The organism is Halomonas sp. ATBC28 (assembly GCF_005937175.1).
Taxonomy (GTDB): domain Bacteria; phylum Pseudomonadota; class Gammaproteobacteria; order Pseudomonadales; family Halomonadaceae; genus Vreelandella; species Vreelandella titanicae.
This window is the reverse complement of record NZ_VCQL01000024.1, coordinates 1-21,406: the sequence shown is the minus strand read 5'-3', so window position 1 is coordinate 21,406 and position 21,406 is coordinate 1. Positions and strand designations below refer to the sequence as shown.

20 protein-coding genes and 2 pseudogenes are annotated in these 21,406 nt (G+C 49.3%); 13 read left to right on the top strand and 9 right to left on the bottom strand.

The window, feature by feature from the left end; genetic code table 11:
• Nucleotides 1–35: 35 nt before the first annotated feature.
• Together E0L35_RS21590 and ltaE are read right to left on the bottom strand one after the other, a co-directional pair.
• Nucleotides 36–257, bottom strand: coding sequence for a hypothetical protein (locus E0L35_RS21590; RefSeq protein WP_138801393.1), 222 nt, complete (start codon nucleotides 255–257; stop codon nucleotides 36–38).
• 198 nt (nucleotides 258–455) lie between these two features.
• Complete coding sequence (ltaE, locus tag E0L35_RS21585) at nucleotides 456–1,463, bottom strand: low-specificity L-threonine aldolase (RefSeq protein WP_138801392.1); 1,008 nt, start codon at nucleotides 1,461–1,463, stop codon at nucleotides 456–458.
• Nucleotides 1,464–1,595: 132 nt separating this feature from the next.
• Here ltaE and E0L35_RS21580 point away from each other — a divergent pair, with 132 nt between their 5' ends.
• The 3 genes from E0L35_RS21580 to mmuM all read left to right on the top strand — a co-directional run bounded on the left by E0L35_RS21580 (nucleotide 1,596) and on the right by mmuM (nucleotide 5,379).
• Nucleotides 1,596–2,465 carry a LysR substrate-binding domain-containing protein gene (locus E0L35_RS21580; protein WP_138801391.1) on the top strand — a complete coding sequence of 290 codons (870 nt, stop codon included), beginning with the start codon at nucleotides 1,596–1,598 and terminating at the stop codon, nucleotides 2,463–2,465.
• A 506-nt stretch (nucleotides 2,466–2,971) separates the two neighbouring features.
• Complete coding sequence (locus E0L35_RS21570; RefSeq protein ID WP_138801389.1) at nucleotides 2,972–4,414, top strand: amino acid permease; 1,443 nt, start codon at nucleotides 2,972–2,974, stop codon at nucleotides 4,412–4,414.
• On the top strand, nucleotides 4,411–5,379 hold the full coding sequence (gene mmuM / locus E0L35_RS21565) for a homocysteine S-methyltransferase (protein ID WP_138801388.1): 969 nt from the start codon (nucleotides 4,411–4,413) through the stop codon (nucleotides 5,377–5,379). The genes E0L35_RS21570 and mmuM overlap by 4 nt, the downstream gene beginning before the upstream one ends.
• A 3-nt stretch (nucleotides 5,380–5,382) precedes the next feature.
• Here the strand turns inward: mmuM and E0L35_RS21560 are convergent, their stop codons facing one another.
• A complete protein-coding gene (locus tag E0L35_RS21560) occupies nucleotides 5,383–6,375 on the bottom strand; it encodes an Rpn family recombination-promoting nuclease/putative transposase (protein ID WP_138801387.1) in 993 nt (330 codons plus the stop codon).
• Between the two features lie 145 nt (nucleotides 6,376–6,520).
• The gene (locus E0L35_RS21555; RefSeq protein WP_138801386.1) at nucleotides 6,521–7,411 is read right to left on the bottom strand and encodes a LysR family transcriptional regulator; all 891 of its coding nucleotides are present in this window, start codon (nucleotides 7,409–7,411) and stop codon (nucleotides 6,521–6,523) included.
• Between the two features lie 143 nt (nucleotides 7,412–7,554).
• On the opposite strand from E0L35_RS21555, the gene E0L35_RS21550 reads away from it, so the two are divergent.
• From E0L35_RS21550 to E0L35_RS21530, 5 genes are all read left to right on the top strand, one after another.
• On the top strand, nucleotides 7,555–8,421 hold the full coding sequence (locus E0L35_RS21550; RefSeq protein WP_138801385.1) for an SDR family NAD(P)-dependent oxidoreductase: 867 nt from the start codon (nucleotides 7,555–7,557) through the stop codon (nucleotides 8,419–8,421).
• Nucleotides 8,422–8,663: 242 nt separating this feature from the next.
• Nucleotides 8,664–9,713 carry a DUF2235 domain-containing protein gene (locus E0L35_RS21545; RefSeq protein WP_138801384.1) on the top strand — a complete coding sequence of 350 codons (1,050 nt, stop codon included), beginning with the start codon at nucleotides 8,664–8,666 and terminating at the stop codon, nucleotides 9,711–9,713.
• Between the two features lie 68 nt (nucleotides 9,714–9,781).
• Complete coding sequence (locus E0L35_RS26730) at nucleotides 9,782–10,186, top strand: nitrilase-related carbon-nitrogen hydrolase (RefSeq protein WP_236557315.1); 405 nt, start codon at nucleotides 9,782–9,784, stop codon at nucleotides 10,184–10,186.
• A gap of 135 nt (nucleotides 10,187–10,321) precedes the next feature.
• Nucleotides 10,322–10,732 carry a hypothetical protein gene (locus tag E0L35_RS21535; protein ID WP_138801383.1) on the top strand — a complete coding sequence of 137 codons (411 nt, stop codon included), beginning with the start codon at nucleotides 10,322–10,324 and terminating at the stop codon, nucleotides 10,730–10,732.
• Between the two features lie 643 nt (nucleotides 10,733–11,375).
• Nucleotides 11,376–11,837 (top strand): hypothetical protein, encoded by a 462-nt coding sequence (locus E0L35_RS21530; protein ID WP_138801382.1) that lies wholly within the window; start codon nucleotides 11,376–11,378, stop codon nucleotides 11,835–11,837.
• A gap of 323 nt (nucleotides 11,838–12,160) precedes the next feature.
• Here the strand turns inward: E0L35_RS21530 and E0L35_RS21525 are convergent, their stop codons facing one another.
• From E0L35_RS21525 to E0L35_RS21515, 3 genes are all read right to left on the bottom strand, one after another.
• Nucleotides 12,161–12,373, bottom strand: a complete 213-nt coding sequence (locus E0L35_RS21525; RefSeq protein ID WP_138801381.1) for a helix-turn-helix transcriptional regulator — start codon at nucleotides 12,371–12,373, stop codon at nucleotides 12,161–12,163.
• Nucleotides 12,370–12,741, bottom strand: a complete 372-nt coding sequence (locus E0L35_RS21520; RefSeq protein WP_138801380.1) for a hypothetical protein — start codon at nucleotides 12,739–12,741, stop codon at nucleotides 12,370–12,372. Before E0L35_RS21520 ends, E0L35_RS21525 begins: the two co-directional genes overlap by 4 nt.
• A 411-nt stretch (nucleotides 12,742–13,152) precedes the next feature.
• Nucleotides 13,153–14,073 (bottom strand): LysR family transcriptional regulator, encoded by a 921-nt coding sequence (locus E0L35_RS21515; protein ID WP_138801379.1) that lies wholly within the window; start codon nucleotides 14,071–14,073, stop codon nucleotides 13,153–13,155.
• A gap of 135 nt (nucleotides 14,074–14,208) precedes the next feature.
• Between E0L35_RS21515 and E0L35_RS21510 the strand changes: the two genes are divergently transcribed.
• From E0L35_RS21510 to E0L35_RS21500, 3 genes are all read left to right on the top strand, one after another.
• On the top strand, nucleotides 14,209–15,090 hold the full coding sequence (locus E0L35_RS21510; RefSeq protein ID WP_138801378.1) for a DMT family transporter: 882 nt from the start codon (nucleotides 14,209–14,211) through the stop codon (nucleotides 15,088–15,090).
• 653 nt (nucleotides 15,091–15,743) lie between these two features.
• On the top strand, nucleotides 15,744–17,942 hold the full coding sequence (locus tag E0L35_RS21505; RefSeq protein WP_138801377.1) for an AAA family ATPase: 2,199 nt from the start codon (nucleotides 15,744–15,746) through the stop codon (nucleotides 17,940–17,942).
• Between the two features lie 123 nt (nucleotides 17,943–18,065).
• On the top strand, nucleotides 18,066–18,887 hold the full coding sequence (locus E0L35_RS21500; protein ID WP_138801376.1) for a hypothetical protein: 822 nt from the start codon (nucleotides 18,066–18,068) through the stop codon (nucleotides 18,885–18,887).
• Between the two features lie 46 nt (nucleotides 18,888–18,933).
• Here the strand turns inward: E0L35_RS21500 and E0L35_RS26725 are convergent.
• Nucleotides 18,934–19,137, bottom strand: a pseudogene (locus E0L35_RS26725) (hypothetical protein); the annotation flags it as partial.
• A 377-nt stretch (nucleotides 19,138–19,514) separates the two neighbouring features.
• On the opposite strand from E0L35_RS26725, the gene E0L35_RS21490 reads away from it, so the two are divergent.
• Nucleotides 19,515–19,997, top strand: coding sequence for a hypothetical protein (locus E0L35_RS21490; protein ID WP_138801375.1), 483 nt, complete (start codon nucleotides 19,515–19,517; stop codon nucleotides 19,995–19,997).
• Nucleotides 19,998–20,032: 35 nt separating this feature from the next.
• Here the strand turns inward: E0L35_RS21490 and E0L35_RS21485 are convergent.
• Nucleotides 20,033–20,275, bottom strand: a pseudogene (locus E0L35_RS21485) (ATP-binding domain-containing protein); the annotation flags it as partial.
• A gap of 500 nt (nucleotides 20,276–20,775) precedes the next feature.
• On the opposite strand from E0L35_RS21485, the gene E0L35_RS21475 reads away from it, so the two are divergent.
• Nucleotides 20,776–21,099, top strand: a complete 324-nt coding sequence (locus E0L35_RS21475) for a DUF427 domain-containing protein (RefSeq protein ID WP_138801373.1) — start codon at nucleotides 20,776–20,778, stop codon at nucleotides 21,097–21,099.
• The last annotated feature ends 307 nt before the right edge of the window (nucleotides 21,100–21,406 follow it).

Sequence of the window (21,406 nt, the reverse complement as noted above, 5' to 3'; positions counted from 1 at the left end):
ACTTTCTATTAGGAGAAGTGGGGGAGGAAGCGAGCTCAGTGCTGGATCTCAGCCCGCAACTTTTCCACTTCTTCAACCGGCAGTTCTTCAATATCCGCGATCATCTGATCATCCATTTCGGTGCGAGCAATCAGTTTACGTGCAGCACTGCGCTTGCTTTCCAATACGCGATGCACTGCTTCTTGACGACCTTTCTCAATGCCAAGTTTCTCGCCTTTCTCAATACCCAGTCGTTCAATCGTGTTGATGTAGGGCATGTGCTTCTCCTCCTGTATGGCGTAGACCGCTCATGAATTTCCCTCGTATCAATGCGTTACGCTACGGCATTGCAAAAGTAATATGCCTAAGAATAAATAGCGTGTCATCGATAATCAACTATTGGCTCATGAGAGAGAGGAGATACCCATATCAGGGCTGGGTATTATTTTAGACGGGGCTGCAAATGAATTTACGTATTACTGGTGACTAAAGTAGTCCCGCATTACCGCTAGCACTGTATCAATATCCTCATCGCTAATATCACGGTGTACGACAAAGCGGGTCGAGTAGAGCAGTTCAATCTGTATGCCGTGCTTCTTTAGCCATGCGGCAAGCGGCTTTACATGCTCTTGGGGGATACGAGCAAACACCATATTAGTGGCTTGTGAGTCAATCTCGACGCCGGGAAATGCTGCTAACCCTTCCGCCAAACGTGCAGCACGAAGATGATCCTGGAGAAGATAAACCACGTTATGGTCAAGTGCGTAATGGCAAGCGGCGGCGATAATGCCTGATTGGCGCAACCCGCCACCGACAACTTTTCGCCAGCGTCGTGCTCGGTCAATAAATACCTTAGAGCCCATCAATGCGGAACCCATCGGCGCGCCTAGCCCTTTAGAAAAGCACAGTGAAACGCTATCAAATGGTAAACAGAGCCTTTCAAGCGATGTATCGGAAGCCACCATAGCATTGAACAAGCGTGCACCGTCTAAATGGGTGGCTAAGCCATGCGCGCGGGCTAGCTCGGTGGCTTGCTGTATGTAATGTGGTGACAATATTTTGCCGCCAATAGTGTTTTCTAATGCCAGCAATCGAGTGCGAGCAAAATGAAAGTCATCCGCTTTGACAGCAGCGGAGATTTTATCTAGAGGAAGGCTTCCGTCAGCGGCGTTTTCGATAGGTTGAGGTTGTATGCTGCCTAACACGGCGGCACCGCCCCCTTCATAGCGATAAGTGTGCGCGGATTGGCCCACGATGTACTCATCGCCTCGCTCACAGTGGGTCATTAAACCTACTAAGTTGCTCTGGGTGCCACTAGGGAAAAGTAGTGCCGCTTCTTTGCCTGTTTGTTCGGCTAGCGCGTCTTGAAAGGCGTGTACCGTTGGATCGTCTCCCCATACATCATCACCCAATGGAGCTGTCATCATCGCCTCTAACATGGCGGGAGATGGTTTTGTCACTGTATCGCTACGCAAATCGATCATCGATATTTTCCTACCATTAAAAGTCAACGTTTTCTAACAGATAACCGTTAGTTGAAGACTTAACTGTAAGCGCTTGCACGCTATATAAAAGCGATTTATCGTGAAGCAAATCTGATAGATTTCATCGAGTATATGAAACTTCCATCTCTTGCATCATTCCGCTTTTTTGAAGCGGCCGCGCAGACAGGCAGCTTTGTAAAAGCCGCCGAGACCTTGCATGTCACACACGGTGCAGTCAGTCGCCAGGTACGGCTTTTAGAAGATGCTTTGGGGGTCGAGTTATTTGAACGGCGTAACAGAGCCATTTTCCTCAATGCCGCAGGCCGCTCATTACATGAGGTTACTCATTCCGTTTTCGAGCAACTCGAGGGTGCTGTTTATCGATTACAGCATACTGCCCAGAATGAAGTGCTGACGTTATCTTGCGAACCAACCATTGCCATGAAATGGCTGATCCCAAGATTACCGGCATTTCATGAAGCTAATCCCGACATCAATCTTCATCTAGTTGCTGCAGGTGGCCCAATCGACTTTGCACGAAGCGGTGTTGACTTAGCGCTTAGACGCGATGACTTTCACTGGGAACCTGACATTTATGCAGAGAAAGTATGTGAGGAGTGGGTAGGGCCAGTAAGTCGAGTTAAAAAGAGTATTAATGACAATTTTGAAGGTGAGCGTTTGCTACATGCTGGTACTCGCCCTAATGCCTGGCCAACCTGGGAAAAGCTTTCCAATATATCGACCAAAGGAAGCGGCCGAGTTGAGTATGAACACTTCTATCTATGTATACAGGCTGCTGTTTCTGGTTTAGGTATCGCTATGGCATCTTTCTTAATGGTTCAGGACGAATTGGAAAGCGGGCAACTCCACGCACCTTATGGTTTTCTGTTGGATGGCTCAGCCTACTATCTCTTATCACCTGAGCCGCTAGGCATGAATAATAAATGCGCGCGTTTCGAAAGTTGGTTAAAACAGGAAATGGCCGACTGCCTGCAGAAGTAACCAGGCTTAATGATTAGAAGCCTGAATCCAGGAATACTGATTGCTTCAACGCTATCTTCTAGCTCCTAACCGTTTGGCTCCCAGCGAACGATGAGACTCGCTTGGGATTCACTCGTGCCCAGTGTTTATCTTCGATACGCAGTTTAGAGCTATCCTCCACCAAGCTATTGAGCTGCTCCAGATTCACTTCCGCCCCAAGCTGCTGCAGGTGACGCTTAATCCAACGTGTAATGACCTTACCATTGATCTCAATGTCCATAATTTACCAAGACGCATGCACCTCAGCGTCTGGTTTTCTCTTCACCGTGCGATAGCCTTGGCTAGCCATTATCTAAATTGACACTTCCTGCGCTTATCACTCATTTCAGACTGCATATTCAAAATAAGAATATTAAAAATCTTTTTTATTCTTTTTGGCAAATTAAGGATGCACTAAAATGGTGCCCTTTCTGAGCCAGGCCACTGGGCGCCTGCTGCTGTGTTAGGCCAAAGATAGGGATATCACCATGAGTGAGCCAGCAAGTGATCAAGAGGGTGCGCACTTCAAGCGCAGTATGCAGACGCGCCATTTGGTGATGCTCTCACTGGGAGGCGTGATTGGCACCGGGTTGTTTTTGAGTTCCGGTTATACCGTGCAGCAGGCCGGGCCTATTGGAGCGGTGTTGGCCTATCTGGTGGGTGGCATCGTTGCCTGGCTGGTGATGATGTGCCTGGGCGAGCTGGCGGTGCATATGCCCAATTCAGGCGCCTTCAGCGCCCATGCCAGCCGCTATATCGGCCCCGGCACAGGCTATATGGTGGCCTGGATGTACTGGCTCACCTGGACGGTGGCGCTAGGGTCTGAGTTCACCGCGGCGGCGGTCTTTATGGGGCGCTGGTTTCCCGATATCCCCGGCTGGTACTGGAGCGGCTTGTTTGCGGCGATTGTTTTTGGCGTTAATGCGTTTACCTCACGCTTCTTTGCCGAGTCTGAGTTCTGGCTTTCACTGATCAAAGTGATCGCGGTGGTGGTGTTTGTGCTGGTGGGCGCCGTGGCGATTATTGGCTGGGTACCGCTGCATGATGCCACTGGCGCTGAGGTCGCCTCACCGGGGCTATCGGCCCTATGGGGAGAGGGCGCCATGCCGCCCAACCTGATGGCCATTGGTACCGCCTTACTGGCAGTGATGTTTGCCTTTTCCGGCACCGAGCTGATTGGCATTGCCGCCGGAGAAACGGTGGATCCGGCCCGCAATGTGCCCAAGGCCATCCGCGCGACCCTGTGGCGGTTAATCCTGTTTTTCGTCGGCACCATCGTCGTGATTGCGGCGCTGTTACCTCAGGATCAGGCCGGGCTCAGTCAAAGTCCCTTTGTGGCCGTATTCCAACGCCTTGGCGTGCCGGGCGCAGCCGATATCATGAATTTCGTGATCATCACCGCGCTGCTATCGGCGGCCAATTCCGGGCTTTATGCCTCGTCGCGTATGCTATGGACGCTCGCTGACCAGGGCACCTTGCCCAAGTCGCTTGGCCGCCTCAACAAGCGTGGCATTCCGATGAATGCCCTGCTACTCAGCATGGTCGGCGGCCTGGGCGCGCTGTTCTCCAGCGTGTATGCCCCTGAAACCGTCTATTTGGTGCTCGTCTCGATTTCCGGATTGGCCGTGGTGGTGGTCTGGATGGCGATTGCGCTTAGCCAGTTTAACTTCCGGCGCCACTACCTCCGTGAAGGCGGGCTACTGAAGGATCTGGTTTATCGCACCCCGTTCTACCCCTGGGTGCCGATTATTGCTTTTGCAGCCTGTCTGGCCGCGTGCATTGGCATTGCCTTCGACCCGCATCAACGCGTTGCGCTCTATTTCGGTGTGCCTTTCATTGGCCTGTGCTACCTGGTGCACTATGTGCGCCACCGTTCGGCCTCCCAACGTTCTGAACACTCGCCCAACGCCGTTGAGGAAAACACCGTATGAATGAGTCGAACCCGATCAAAGCCCTGTTGGCCGACATGCCCTTTATGGTTATCGACGGCGCCATGGCCACCGAGCTGGAAGCGCTAGGCTGTGACCTCAATGACGCCCTCTGGTCGGCGCGTTTGTTGGCACAGGCCCCGGAGAAGATTCGTCAGGTGCATCAGGCTTACTTTGAAGCCGGTGCCGATTGTGCAATTACCGCCAGCTATCAGGCCACCGTGCCGGGTTTTATGCAGGCGGGGATGACGGCAGAAGAGGCTCGGGCGTTGATTCAGTTATCGGTCACGCTGGCGCAGCAGGCGAGGGATGCGGTCTGGCAGCCCGGTCAAACCGACCGCCCCAAACCGTTGGTAGCCGCATCCGTTGGCCCTTATGGCGCGTATCTGGCGGACGGCAGTGAATACCGAGGAGGCTATGACCTGGATCGCGCCGGGCTGGTTGAGTTTCACCGCGAGCGGTTTGAACTCTTACTGGCGGCGGGGGCGGATCTACTGGCTGCTGAAACCTTGCCTTCATTGGAAGAAGCGCTGGCGATCACCGATTTGCTGGCCGAGCATCCGGGCGCGCAGGCCTGGATCACTTTCTCGGCGAAGGATGGCCAACACCTCAGCGACGGCACGCCGATCGAGGAGTGTGCAGCTGCCCTGGCCAACTGCTCTGGTGTAGCGGCGATCGGTGTGAACTGTACGGCCTTGGCCCACATTGAATCGCTGATTCAGGCGATCCGGCGTCAGTGCGATCTGCCTATATTGGTCTACCCCAACTCTGGGGAAGTCTACAACGCAGTGACCAAAACCTGGCACCCCGCCCAATGCGATCATACCGCTGCGGATATTTACGGTCTGGTACAAGGGGGTGAGCACTGGCTGGCAGCAGGCGCATCAGGCATTGGCGGATGCTGCCGGACTACACCAGAGGATATTCAGGCGCTGGCTGAGTGGCGGCGGTCACGCCAGATTGTTTAGGCCTTAATGCCGAGTCTCTGCCCGTAACTTTTCTACCTCTTCGACGGGCAGTTCTTCGATATCCGCGATCATCTGATCATCCATTTCCGTGCGAGCGATCAGCTTACGTGCTGCGTTGCGTTTGCCTTCTAAAGCACGCTGTTCAGCTTCCTGTCGTCCTTCTTGCCGTCCTTCTTGCCGTCCTTCCTGACGCCCTTGTTGGCGCTCTTTTTGCACCAGATTTTCTAAGTTTTCTGCCAACATATCTTTATCCTCCACCAAACTGTTGAGCTGCTCCAGATTCACCTCTGCCCCAAGCCGTTGCAGGTGACGCTTGATCCAACGTGTAATGACCTTATCAATGCGCTCTTTGTTCGGATCCGCTTGAATGATGGCCACAATACGATCAACGGCTCGCTGCAAGGTTTCCCAACTCTCCCCTGCGTTTTCGACGCTGAACACGCCGCTTAACGGTGTCTGAACCAAGCCTAGCTGTTTATCAGTGTAGCGCCCTTCATCGACCAGGTAATAGCGTAGGTGGGGCTGATAAATCTGTAGAAAGTCGGGCGGTTCCGGGGTGATCATCTCGAAGATGTCTAACGGAGTCGTCCAGCGCTCCGAGCCGTTATACAATACCACCGGAAACACGGGCGGCAAGCCTTGGCCGGGCGTGATTATTTTCTGTTTGAGTAGTTCGCTATAGAAACAGGCGGCGTAGTGCAGCAGCCGAATGGGCATGGTGCGATCCACCGAGGACTGAAACTCCAGCAGTATGTAGAGAAACACTCGTTGTGTGAAGCCTTCCCAGGCCACTTCAACCGACCACACCACATCCTCAATCTTCTCCTCAAACAGCGGCGTAATGTAGTTGCCGCTGTGGCTCTTCAGTGTGGAGAAATCCATCAGCTTAGCAATCTCACCAGGCGCAAAGCCTTCGATCAACTGCTGCACAAACTCGGGGTAGCTAAACAGCTCCTTGTAGCCGGTATCGTGGTGGTTGTGGATGGTGTCTGCCATGCACGCTCCTTGTTCAATGTGTTAGCGGGATAGCATCGCAAAAAACAGCATTTCTAAGAATAAATAGCGGTGTACAGACAAGCAACTATTGGCACTGAGCTTCGCCCATCCTGCTCACTTTAACGTTGCATTCCGTTGAGTCCCTTTACTCAACCGAACGAATAAAGGCTTTAACGGAAGGAGAGAAGTGGCGGTAACCCAACACGAGATCGAAGTGAGCTTCAGAACCCGGTAACGAACGATAGCTGATTCGGTCTCTCTGAAAGCCCCCCATGCTTTCGGGAACAATAGATACGCCGCCTCCGACTGCTACCAGGGACAGCACGGCATGCATCCCGTATGCTTCTTGCGTCACCCTGGGTACAAAGCCTGCATTGGCGCAAAGTCGGATAACCTGCAGGTGAAAGCCGCGCCCCTCCACCATCGGCCATAGAATGAACGGTTCGTCAGAGAGGTCCGCAAGCGTTAACGTTGGCCGCCTGCAGAGCGGATGATCTTTCGGTAAGGCCATGCACAAGCGGTCACCATCGAAGTGTGTCTGCTCGATATCTTCAGCATTCGCAAGCGGTGGGATCAAAACGCCCACGTCCAGTGTGCCGTCGCGCAACGCGCCAATCTGTGCAGCAGTCGTTGCCTCACGTAGCTCAAGACGAACCTCAGGATGGCTTGTCCGAAATTTACGAATGACATCAGGTAGTCGCCCATAAAGTGAACTTCCCACATAGCCTAAGCGCACCAAGCCTGTTCTGCCTGCTGCGACATCCTGTGTTGCGGTAATGGCTTGTTCTGCTCGTCGAAGCGTTTCGTATGCTTCATCAAGGAATTTCTTTCCCGCAGGGGTTAAGCCAAGAACACGGTTGCCACGCTCAATAAGGGTGACATTGATATCACCCTCCAGTTTGCGGATCGCGCTGGTAAGAGGGGGCTGCGACATATTCAATCGCGCAGCAGCACGGTGAAAGTGTAACTCTTCCGCCACAGCCACAAATTGCTCCATTGCACGCAAGGTGATACGAGCTTTGGTGTCTGACGTCATGCGGCAACTCCGAATATGCCATTAGTAATTCAATACTCTTATGATATTTAAAATATATCAAATAACTATGTTATTAGTATTTTATGTATTGTATTGCCCATTTCATACTTTCACTCGTGTTCTCAGGAAGAACGGAGTGTGAAATGGTGAATTTTGAAGGGCAGGTGGTACTTATCACTGGATCAGGTCGCGGGCTTGGTTTTTCGTATGCTCAATGCGTTGCACGACTTGGTGCAACAGTTCTAATCCAGGATAACGGTGCCGGTTCTGATGGTAATGGCGCGGATCCACAGGTTGCGGAGCGTGCAGCAGAGCAACTTCGGTTGGAAGGTCTGGATGCACGAGCAGTATCAGCAGATATTGCAACGCGTGAAGGCTGCCATGCGCTAGTACGCAGTGCTCTGACAATCAACGGACGGTTGGATGCTCTGATTCATAATGCAGGGTGGGTAGCCTATGAAAACATTGACGCTATAGAGGAAAGCGCCTTTGACCAAATGATGGCCATCGCCGCAAAGGCACCTCTTTGGTTCGCACAGGCGGCGTGGCCTGCGATGAAAGCAGCAGGCTATGGCCGCATCGTCATGACCACTTCTTGTCGAGCGCTCTACCCACAGTATGTTCAGAACGGGCTCGCTTCCTACGTGGCTGCCAAGATGGCGGTGGTGGGAATCATGAATGTGCTTGCAGCTGAAGGCAAAAAGGATGGGATTATCGTTAATGCGGTTTCGCCCGTTGCCAAAACACGCATGTGGGGCATAGAGGGTGAACCCGATGAATTGCGTCCTACCGATGTCGCGACAGGCGTGGCGTATCTTGCCTCTTCGCAATGCGACGAAAGCGGCTGGATACTGCGTGCCGCAAACGGGCAATTTCATGCCACTAGGGCGATGGAAGCCGAGGGTGTGGACTATCCGCGTGACCTGCGTGCGGTACGTGTCTCAACAGCGGACGAGGTAGCGGCAAATTGGCCGCTGATCGCCGTTCCTAGCGTGGAGCCTCGCTCATGAACGAGGTGGCCGTGGTACTTGCAAGCTAAGCTGTGCTAGAGCGAGATAGAAAGAGCGCCTGCATCGGGGGTGCTGCTTCGAATTGGCTATCGACAGGTGACGGAAAGCATTTTCGACTACAGTTAGTTACATACTCTTGAGGCCGCAGGTGATGCTATGCCTAAGAATACATAGCGCATCCGCTGCACTCAGTCAGCGGTAATGAGCACTGTTCAAGAGTGCGCATCATCCTGGGGAACACAATGACAAAACAAAAACTGATTCTGCTATTTGATGGGACCTGGAACGACCCTGAAGACCAAACCAATGTTTATCGTATTACCCGGCTGATCCATGATGACGATGATGGTATCAGGCAGCGGTTCTATTACGACCCCGGAGTAGGGACATCCAAGTTTCAGCGCTTTACCGGCGGAGCCTTCGGTTACGGGCTGAGCAAAAACCTTCGGGAAGACTATGATTGGCTGGCAAGGCGTTACAGTGAAGGCGATGAGATATGGATATTCGGGTTCAGCCGCGGTGCCTACACCGCCAGAAGCTTGGTGGGGCTGATTCGTAAATGCGGGCTAGTGCATGTCGTCACGCCAGGGTTGCTCGATAAGGCCGAAAGTATTTATCGAAACCGCGATTTGCACCCCGATTCTGACGTGTGCAAAGGGTTCAAGGAGAGCTTCAGCCGCCAGCCCAGGATTCATTTCATTGGTGTGTGGGATACCGTTGGCGCGCTGGGCGTGCCCGGAACCAACCTGTTCAAAAGCAAATACGATTGGCACGATACCGAGCTTTCCAGCATTGTCGATCGTGCCTATCAAGCAGTCGCGCTGGACGAACACAGAGCGACCTACAACGTATCGCTCTGGACAAGCAAGGATGGCAAGCAGAAAACGGGCAATCGCGACGTAGAGCAGTGCTGGTTTATCGGCGCCCACGCCAATGTAGGCGGCGGGTATGGCGCTGACGACACACTGGCCGATTTATCGCTGAGCTGGATGTTAGCCAAGGCGCAAAAGGCAGGCTTAAAAGTGGCACCCTACGAAGTTGCTGAGGATGCCTGGAAGACAGCACCCAAAGATTCGTTTTCTGATTTCCTGAAGGGGTTCTACGCCAGATACAAACGCCTTGGAAAGACAACTGACGGCCGATTTTACCGACAATATTCGGAAGTGATGCCAGAGCAGTGTGCGGTGAATATTTCAGTCGATGAGAGTGTTTGGAAGCGCTGGGCTGATACAACGTGTGAGTACCGGCCACGTACCTTAACCGATGCCCGCCTTTCCCCACCGGAGGAGTAGATCGGGCGGGCACTTTTGATTGGCATAGGCGGCCTTCACGCCAGCACCCAACCAGCTAAGCGATAATTATGATCACCACTTTAGCCGACCCCATCACCATTGCCCTTGCTCAACTGCCCGTTAGCAAAGCAGCGGTAGATGAAAACCTGCAAATGCATGTGGCCTATATAGAACGCGCCGCCGCGTTAGGAGCGCATGTCGTTGCCTTTCCCGAGCTCTCGCATGAGATCGCTCGAAAATTCCTTGAGGAACTGCGGAAGAAAGCGGCAGCTAGTGATGATGGTTCCGTTTACGGTGAGCGAGACAGAGCGCTTCAGGATATAGAATTCTTGCTTAGCAATCCGTCAACGGATGGCGTAAGGCGCCTGTTGTCGCCAACAGCTAACCTTCAAGAATTATCGTTGCAGAATGGCTGGGGTGACGAGTTCAACGAGCTGGCATCTAAACTAGAGTCAGTGCTGGGGATTTGCTAAGGTGTTGGGCTTCGATCACCGTATAAAGCTCAACAAATCAATCAAGTACGTTCCGGGCCTGACGGCCCTGCACCGGACAGCCTTGTCGCCGCTTCGCTCTGCCAAGGCTGCCGCTTATTTTCAGCGTTAGGACGTATGAAACAAGTTCTAAAAGTCTTACTGGCAATCCTGCTGGCGCCGATAGTTCTCTACCTTTCAATAGCCGGGTGGTCATATCTCAAGGGGCAAAGTCTGCTGCCTGAAACTGAAAACCTTGAGACAGTTTATCTATTTCGGTTTCAAGACGATCGCGAGGTGGTGATTCGTGACCCGTTCGGTCAGATACGGAGATCGTGGGGCGCGAGCGCAGACTCGATCGTGGAAAACGGTGGCGTTCGCACTGTAGTTTTCACTGCGCCAGCCATACTAAAATCGTCGGTTGATTCAATTGAGCCCCAAGAGACAACCGTTCGAGTCAAAGGGTACATGGGCGTCTCCACTGACGACCTGTCCTTTACTGTTGACGAAAATGGCGTCATCAGCAGTGATAACTGGCATGGGGGATAGAATGCCTAACCATTTAGTCAACGGGACGCCACCTGCATTGCGCTCCGTTGAACTCTATTGCCAGTAACATTATGAATTTCAAGGACTTTAAATGAAAACTAAATTTCTAGCATTAGTGAGTGGAATTATATTTATCGCTAGCTATGCATTTTTCCTCAAGATTGCTGGGCCCGTATATACGCCAGACCAAGATGTTAATTATCTAATTGAGATAGCTTACTCTCTCGTCACGGTAGGTTTACTCTCTGCTTTTATATCCGCACTAATTTAGGCTTTTAAAAGATCAAATTATTTACAGTGTTTACTTGTTTCTGTGTGTATTACATGTGGTATTGGTATAGCCCTCTTACAGTTCATGACATTTCTAATTGTGAAAACGTCAGAGTACTATTCATAACAAGACAAGCGATCAGGACTTATTTTGCTGTCGCTTCGCTCCAAAAAACGCAAAATAAGCCTCTGGAGGCTGTAGCAAAATCCCACTGATAGCTAATCGGGCACATTCAAAAAATTGGGCGATAAGAGAGGATTACCAGGATGGCTCAGTCAGATGACAGGCTGAGCCAAAAAAAGGACGACAGGCGATAGACGTGACCCGAAATCGGGTTTTTATGTAGCCTCGTTAGGTGTAGGAGATACTGAGATGTTTGAGTTACTCATAGCGGGAGTTTCCATATTTGGTGGGGGGAGTTGGAGCTGCACCCATGAATATGAGTACCCTCAGCAAAGTGTAAGAGAAACATTTGTAAGCAATATTCAATACGCTGAAGATCTTTCATATGTTGCTTCAAACAAAATAATTTATAGCCATCTAGATGATGAAGAGGTGTTTGCTCAGTTCTCCTACGAAGAAGAGGGTGTGGCCAAAGTCCAGGGTAACCAGTTTTACCTGGACGGGCGTGCGTTCAATGTAGTAAAGGATTTCGACAAAATCGGACATTTCAAAGATGGATATACTAACAAGGTTACGGAATTTCTTAATGCGCCGCTGAGCTCTGAAGAGAAGACCCTGACTGTAATCTCAAGAAGTAGCACCAACATGGTAGTTGAACATGAGCAGTCCGGGACAATTACGCAGTGCTGGGCTCTAAAAAGTGAGTCGTAAAGCAACTAACCATTCCGCGTCACGCGGACACTATCTTGGCTGGGACGGCTTAAGCGTAGCTTTAAGACCGCTCCTGGCCGAATACCGCAGCTAGCGAACCTGAGCGGTCTTTCACTATGGCCGGGAAACGGTTGATGGCCGCAATTAAGAGCCGACCTGAAAAGATCCTTTGACGGTCTTCAAAACTTACTAATTGAGGGGGGATACCTCACGGCGCCGTACCTACTCGCACTGATGGAGACATAATACATATCGAAACCATTATGCCGCATGCATGGAAATAACGATACTAGGCCTTAGCACCCCTAATATGAATCAACAGACTACTTCGGATCGGCCGAGTGATCCTCATCATCAAAAATTTTCTCGATGGGCAAACCGAATGCGCGAGAAATTTGAAAAGCAAGTGTCAAACTTGGGTCGTACCTGCCATTTTCAATCGAATTAATCGTCTGACGAGAGACACCCAAGACCGTAGCCAAACCTTGCTGCGACCAATCATGCTGAGCTCGCAGCTCTTTAAGCTTGTTTTTCATTGATATCGTTTCTTAGCGATCATTAAACCAACAATCCACATCATCGCCATTACGGGCCAAACCCATAACCATGGTAGATGAGGCGCGCCGATGTTTTCCATGAACCCATAGCTAAACGTCAACAGAGCGGAGGCTGCGAAGGCGAACCCCAGAGCTTCGAACTGAATGCGCAGTTGCATCTCATCTAGCCGTCGCAACTGCCGAACTACCGCCCAACACATAAAGGCCGCAGGGATAACTGGGGAAAGGGTGATGGCCGCACGAACTACAAAACCGGCATCCTGAAATTGTGTCAGAGCGATCAATGATGCCACCAGCACAACCATGTAACACGCTAACGCAGCGCCCATCTCGTAAAGGTATTTCATCTATGCAGCCTCAAGTGTAAAGCAGGCTTTACGTTAGCTAATTTCAGACTGATAGTAAAGCTCGCTTTACATAATTTGACCGTCGCACGATGCGCTTTTGGAAGCACAGCCCTGAAAATGGCTACGGTAGCTTGAATTATATTTTGGGGGCCAACGAGAAATGGAAGAGGATTATCCATGGATAATTGGTACCACTCAGCGCGGGCGACACATGCTGTCACTGAAGGCACTATAAAAGGGGCTCGAAAGATCTTTTCGCGATGTGTTTCCTTCATTCGTCCCTCGTCTCAACACACCACCGCTCCCGCCCCGCAAATAACAGTATACTTAAGAAAAAATAGCGGGCCTTCAGCAAGCAAGTTTGTCGGGTTGGCGTCAACCGACACCCATATCAGGGCGATGTAGCAGCGGCTAGGGGAGGGCTGGCGCCTGTGACTTCATCGCCGAGGAAAGCGTAAGGAAGTCCGCGAGTTGCTGGGTGGCACGCTTTTGTGACGCCTGCACCATCACGAGTTCAACCATAGGCAGCTCCGGAAATCCCTCCCGCTTGCCTAGAATAATGTGGTCTTCAGCAAGCGCACTGGCGGGCAGCACGCCAATGCCGAGACCAGCCGACACAGCGGCACGAATATTGTCATAAGAGGCACTGACATAGGCGCTATAGCCGTGCTTCCCGGGCTGATCAAATGCGGCGAGCGCTGCGCTACGGTAGCAACAGCCATCAGGAAAGATAACAAGTGGTATATCAGACATACGGTCAAAATCATGCCGTTGCGTGGTCACCCAATGGAGAGGTTCTCGCCGCAGCAGTTGACACTGCCAGCGCGGGTCGCTTGGCGTGAAGTTTCCCACATACTTAAAGATGACGAGATCAAGGCCGTTGTTGTCGAGCTGGTGGAGCAGTTGCGAGGAGAGCGCAGAGACAACTTCCAGGCGCAGATTGCGGTTTAGCTCGGCGCACCGGGAAATGGCTCCATGTAGATCCACCACCTTGAAATCATCGGGAACACCAATCAGCAGGCGTCCGGCGATTTCCGGTTGTTGCATGGCACTCACCGCCTCAGATGTGCGGGAAAGTATCTCATTGGCGGCGGGAAGAAACCGCTCGCCGTCTGCCGTCAAGCCAAGGATGTGACCTTGACGACGCTCAAGTAACTTACAGCCGAGTATTTCCTCCAGCCGTTTCAGACTTTGCGTGACCGCAGACTGGCTGCGGTACAACTGAAGACCTGCCTGCTGAAAACCATTGCCTTCGGCCAACAGTACGAAAGCGCGCAGGTGTTCCAGCGTGACTCGCCTATCGCCCAAGGGGGAAGGTTGGCAATTAAACACACTATCTCTCCGTACTTAATATTAATTCAACTAATTATGGCTGTTTGATAATTAATTTCCACTGCACGTAACTCTCATGCACCATCAGTCTAAAGGTGATGGTGCAAAAGCAAGCTGGCGCTTTTAGGGGGCTGCATGAACAATTTCGTATTAACTGGTTTGGTGGTCATTTTCAGTATCGTTTGGAGTTCGGCTTTTATAGCCGGTGCCATTGCACTGACTGATTTCGACCCCTTTATGCTGCTCACCATCCGGTTTTTATTGAGTGCGTTACTGATGCTGCCCATTTGCCTTAGCTGCGGCGGCTTCCGGTTATCAACTCATGGCGATCGCATCGCTATTAGGCGCGGATTGCTGCTTGGCGTTCTTAACAACGCTCTTTACCTGGGGCTGAGCTTTGCCGCATTGCAGACGGTTCGCCCCCAGGTCGTTATTGTTATTGTCAGTTGCGCACCGCTGGCAACCAGTTTGCTATCAGCATGGTGGGGCGTAGAACCTCTTTCCCCAATGAAGTTACTCGGCGCGGCGCTGGGATTAGTGGGCGTGGTGGTCATCTCAGGCGTGGCTAGCGGGGTGCAGGTCGATATTTGGGGAGTGCTTATGGCAACTGGGGGCATGTTCGCCTTTGCCAGTGGCACCGTGTTCTTCCGCGGCCAAGGCGCAGGCCTTCCCGTCTTGCAGGCCAATTTCTGGCAATCCATTGCTGGCGCTGTTGCTCTTCTTCCCATGGCAATGGTGTTCGGGCAGCCGCTTGCCGTGCCTTCTACCGCTACGATGATAGCGATTGCACATCTGGTACTTGTCGTCACTATCGGTGGGATGAGTCTCTGGCTAGTGCTGATTCGCATCAGCGGCGCCTCGACGGCATCGAGCTATCACCTTCTTAATCCGTTCTTCGGCGTACTACTCGCTTATCTAATACTTGGGGAGCCGTTGCGCATGGTGGATTTCATTGGGGCTGGGCTGATTGTATTCGGCCTGCTCCTTACCACCCAGGCAGTGGGAGCAGTAAGGTAGAGTTAACTACCAACACGGAATCCTGCGTAGTGCTCCATCACGCCAGCCAAAGACAGAGGACGGGCGGGTATAGCGAAATAAGCAATAGTGGCATAAACATGATCCAGGTCATCCCCGTAGCCTAAAGTTTAAAGAACCAAACATGGGTTTCAACGGACTTAGCTGCTAGTCTGAAATGACTAGAGCGAAAAATCGCCGCAGGGACAACATATATGCAAAATGCCTCACTCATTGAGCCTCATTCCGTTATTCGGCGTTTGCAGGTGCATGTTGATGGCAAGCTGTTTGCCGACTCCATCTACATCCTTGGACTCCGTTAATGTGGCTGCTCCCCAAGGCACTACTTTCCCGCGAAGACTTGCGGATGGGCTTTCTCACCACTACGTCCTGTTTAAAGGCAGCTTTATATATTCCCGCTGAGTAATATACACAATATTGCTTGGAGCTACGAGCAGCTGATTAATGGTATTGAAGTGATAGTAGGTAGGATGGCGTTTGCTGAGGAAATAATAGGGATGCGGGCTTGGTGATTAATCCTTGACGAAACAACTAGTATTATTGAAACAGCAAAACACGCCGATACATGCATCCAGGTTGCTAAATTTTTTGTAATCACTGTTACCTGGGAAAATACTGAGATCTAGGTAGTCATAATGATTAAGGCAATTACAATACGAAACGTAGCAAGTTACGACTCCCTGGGAGTGTTTGTTAATGATCTTAATAAGATTAATTTTATCTACGGCTCTAATGGTAGTGGAAAGACAACTATTTCCAATTTTCTTTCAGATAATACTGCGGCGCGTTTTTCTGGCTCACAAGTATTATGGCAGCACGATATTAAAGCTAAGACTTTAGTGTATAACAAGGCGTTTAGAGAAAACAATTTTGGTAAAGGAACAATTGAAGGTGTATTTACCCTTGGTGAGGCTACTAAAGAGGAGATAGAGCTAATTGACGAAAAGAAAAAAGAGTTAGAAGAAATTAAGATAGTTGGCATTCAAAAGAAAGAAACATTAGAAAAACAAGAGGCGGATAAGAAGGAAGAGGAAGACGCATTTAGGGAAAGTGCATGGTCGAATGTGTATAAAATTCATGAGAAAAATTTCAAGGAAGCATTCAAAGGGTTTATGCAAAAAGATAAATTTAAGAGTAAGTTGCTGGATGAATATAAAAACAACAAGCAACCTGTTCTTGAGTTAAGTGTTTTAGTAAATAAATCAGAAACTATATTTGGTGAGATACCGCAACGATTAGCATTTTTGCCGAGCATAGATTTTTCTCGCTTAATCTCAATTGAGGAAGATCATATTTGGAATACAAAAATCATAGGAAAAGCTGACGTTGACATAGCTCACCTCATTCAGCGCTTAAATATCAATGACTGGGTCAATCAAGGCAGACTACTATTGCAGGAAGATGAAATCTGCCCACTCTGCCAGCAGCCTACGATAACTAAAGATTTTAGAAGTCAGTTGGAAAGCTATTTTGATGATGAGTTTACAAAATCCACTGCAAAAATAAAGAGTCTCTGTAACGAATACAAAACTATAAAAGAAAGCCTTAGTCATAGTTTTGACCAAGTAGAGGAGTCAGAGAAAAATAATAAGGAAACAAAGCTTGATGTTGATCTGTTTTCGTCGGAAGTGAAGGCTCTGTTAGCTCAGTTGTCAACTAATGTAGAGAGGGTGTTAAGTAAAGAAAAGGAGCCCAGTAGAAGTGTAGAAGTTATTGCTACTCAGGAGCTAGCGAGTAAGATTACAACCATCATTCGCGAAGCCAATGATATTATTCAAGTGCATAATAATATAGTAGATAATTACCAGTCTGAAAAGCGGGGATTGATTGATTCAATTTGGAGTTATGTGGTTGAAGAATATAGGGGAGAATTAAAAAAACATGAAGATAAAGTTAGTGGACTGTCAAAGGGAATAGTGAATCTAAATCAGCAGTACCATGGGAAGCGAAAGGAATACCAAACCCTTGATGCTGAGATAAAAAAGTTAAGTGATAATGTAACGAGCATTGAGCCAACAATTCATAAAATAAATGCGACTCTTAGGCAGTTTGGTTTTTTGAATTTTGAGATAGTTCCATCTGAAGATATTAAAAATCATTATCAATTGCAGCGTGAGAATGGAGAGTTGGCAGAAAGTTCTCTGAGCGAGGGCGAGATCACTTTCATCACTTTTTTGTATTTTATGCAGCTTGCTGTAGGTTCAATTAAAAGAGATGATATTGAAGATGAAAGAATTTTGGTAGTAGATGATCCAATATCAAGTTTGGATAGCACCGTACTATTTGTGGTTAGTACGCTGCTTAAGGGTGTCATAAAGAATATAAAAAGCGGTGAAGGTAACATCAGGCAATTAATTGTGCTAACCCACAATGTGTATTTTCACAAAGAAGCTTCATTCGTTAATGGTAGAGAGGAAAGAAATAATAGCACAAGCTATTGGATACTTAGAAAAGCAGATCACTATACAAAAATACAGTCTTTTGGTAATGAAAACCCGATACAGACATCTTATGAACTTTTATGGAAAGAGTTGAAGCATAGAGAGCACAACTCTGGTGTAACTGTTCAAAATACCATGAGAAGAATTATAGAGAATTATTTCAAAATACTCGGAAAATATGGAGATGATGACTTAATACAGCAGTTTTCGAGTAAAGAGGATCAAGAGATATGTAGGTCGTTGATTAGCTGGATTAATGATGGTTCTCATAGTATTACGGATGACCTTTATATAGAGCTACAAGCCGATTCTATAGATAAGTATTTAAAGGTGTTTAAAGATATATTTATTCTTACTAATCATGAAGAGCATTATAAGATGATGATGGTTTAGAGGGGTGAAAGCAATCAGAAATGCAGTTTAAAAAAGCATACACGTATTCTGCTAAAAGTGGTATAGCCTGCGTTGCGCTTTAGTCACACCCATTTTCAGCGTTAGGGCTGTAAGGATCATTTTATGACGGATGAAACTAGCTTGGAAGGTGAAGTTCCAAAAGGTAAAAGAGTCGCGAAATATTCACGTGGGGCGCTACAGGCAATCGGAGGTTCTATTCCCTTTGCCGGTGGTATGTTCTCAGCTATAGCAGGCGCATGGTCCGAAGCGGAACAGGACAGGGTAAATCGGTTTTTTGAGCACTGGGTTCGAATGCTTCAGGATGAGCTGAAGGAAAAGGAGGAGACCATTATTGAGATTATGGCTCGCCTTGATCTTCAGGATGAATCAATCGCAGAACGGGTTGAAAGTAGGGAATATCAATCGCTAGTAAAGAAGACATTCCGTGAATGGGCTGGCGCCGAAAGCGAAGAGAAACGCGTTTATATCCGTAATATTCTGTCGAATGCGGCAGCCACTACAGTTTCCAGCGATGACGTCGTGCGCATGTACATTGACTGGATCAGTCAATATTCGGAAATGCACTTCCAAGTTATTGGGGCAATTTATAACAGCGGTGGCATAACCCGCGGTGAAATTTGGCGAAAAATTGGTAAGGGAGCTGCACGCGAAGATTCAGCTGACGCAGATCTTTACAAGCTGCTTTTTCGTGATTTGAGTACGGGCAGCATCATCCGGCAGCACCGAGAAGTAGATCGGTTCGGTAATTTTGTACCAAAGCCTTCACAGCGAAGGCCCAAGGGAAGTGGCCCAAAACCGGCAGTATCGGCATTTGACGAAAACGAAGGTTATGAACTCACCGGGCTAGGTCAACAATTTGTTCATTATGCAATGAGCGAGCTACCGCCTAAAATCGAATTCCAGGCCGAGGGTGAAGAGCCCTAACAAAGCTAGGCACGACTAGAGCTTTTCTGTTGCGGCTTGGTCTCTACTAAAAAGTTGCGCGTGATGGCGGTGTTATATCCTCCAACCCACTCACCCTCATAACCTCCCTAGTCACCGCATCATTCAATATCCCGCATTTAGCTTCGATCACCATCAGCCAGTCGCGGGCGTGGGTGATGCCGGTGTAGACCAGCTCGCGGGTGAGAATCGGGTTGGGCGTTTGCGGTAGCAGCAGGGCGGTGTAAAGAAACGTAATTGATTGGATAAAAGTCAGCTAATATAAGCTTTAAGGGAGCTTGCAATGTATTTGAATCAAGCTTAAATTTTCTATTGCAATTCATTCCAGTCTTTGATAAAGATAAAAAAGTGCTGTCCAGTCAGCCTGCCGCCCGCATAGGCAAAGTAGCTCTTTTGTAGCGAAAACATCTGGATTTATTCTTGTACTATCTTCAGTCGGTCATAGTTTGGCCAAAGCGGGCTATGCCAATATTGACCATAGACTCGAGGATGGTTAAATGGGACTCCAATCTAAAACATGTACTCCCCACCATGAAGCGCTTCGTTTTATAAAAAAAACTAGAGCGGAAACTTAAACGTAAAGCACGTAGAATTCAGTCAACAAGAAACTTGTCTTATACTGATGCGGTTGCTCACGCTTGTGATGATTTTGGTTTAAAGAATCACTATCAATTTAAAATTCTCTGCAAAACATTGAGACAGCGTGCCGATTTTTTTGCTCATCAAGAAGAGCGCATTAGGTGTGCAAGTGTTGAGAAACCGATAGAAGTTAAATTTTACTATATTTTTTCTGCTGATTTGGATTTTGATGACCTTGAGTTTTCCCCAAAAGAAACCGCTTTATCGCCCCAAAGGTTTAGAACGCTGATGAGCACTTGGGTTGGTTGGGCTGATGAAGAAAGAACGGTGGAGTTTAGAATAGCCGATTTCGTTGACCCTGAAAAAGCGATTAGAAAGTACAGAGACTCTTTAAACGGCACTCTCTATGTTATCAACAATGAAGAGGATCTTTTTCTTTGGTTATTGGCTTGGGGTGGAATAGCTATTGTTAGAGAGGATTTGGTTGTAAATCATGAATATCTAGCCCGATGACACAGGCAGGGCTGTGTTATGGGCTGACCCATCACCTACACCCACCCACTGACCCTCATAAACTCCCTAGTCACCGCCTCATTCAACACCCCGCGTTTGGCTTCCACCACCGTGAGCCATTCGCGGGCGCGGGTAATGCCGGTGTACACCAGCTCGCGGGTTAGGATAGGGTTCAGCGTGGGGGGTAGCAGTAGGGCGGTGTGTAAGAACTCCGAGCCTTGGGATTTGTGTACCGTCATCGCAAACACGGTTTCTACCGCGTGTAGGCGGGAAGGCAGCGCCGGTTTTCCCGTGATCTTTCTGGCAACCCATTGCTGGCGCAGTCGCACCTTATAGCAACGGTGTTTGAGCAGCCGCTTGCCGTGCCTCCTACCGCTACGATGATAGCGATTACACATTTGGTACTTGTCGTCACTATCGGCGGAATGAGCCTCAGGCTTGTGCTGATTCGAATTAGCGGCGCTTCGACGGCATCGAGTTATCACCTTCTTAATCCGTTCTTTGGCGTACTACTCGCTTATCTAATACTAGGGGAGCCGTTGCGCATGGCGGATTTCATTGGGGCTGGGCTGATTGTTACCGGCTTAATTCTTACTACTCAGGCAAGAGCGAGAGCACGGCAGCGTTAGGGCAGTCGTAGTGAATTAGAGAGCAGTGGCAAAAACATGATACAGGTCATGGCCGTAGCCTAAAGTGTGATGAGGAGAGCATGGGATTCAACGAGTTTTGCTGCTAGGCTCATTTTACTAGAGCTAAAAAAGCCGCAGGGAACAACCGAATGCCACAGGCACCTCGCATCGAGCTTCACCCCGTTAGCCAACGCGTGCAGGTGCATGTGGGTGGCAAGTTGCTTGCCGACTCCAGCCAAGCCTTCGAACTCCGCGAAACTGGCTACCCACCACGCCACTACTTCCCAGGTGAAGACGTGCGGATGGACTTGCTTACCACCTCAGAAACGACGACCCACTGCCCGTTTAAAGGCAACACAGTGTATTTCTCGCTAGGCGAAAATAAAGATATTGCCTGGAGCTATGAACAGCCGATTGAAGGGATGGAAGCGATAGCGGGTAGGATTGCGTTTGGTGAGGAAGAGGACGAATGACGTATTTCGACCCTGAGCGGACATGCCAGGAAATGCAGTAGGCGCGCGAATTTTGGATATATAGCCTAATTAAAATCAATGTATTTAAAAATCATAGACTTAGAAGAACCTAGCAGGCTGCATTTACCGGGGAAAAGTGCAAGCACGTTCATTCAATCATAGAGCGCGCCGTCTAATACACTGTTGAACTAAACCGCTTCGCGGTAGCTGTCGACGAACCACGTTTTTCGCCTCATCGGGCCACACTGTTGATTGACCCACGTGGGTCATACAACAGGAGTGACGACGATGACTGCCTTGCGACAGA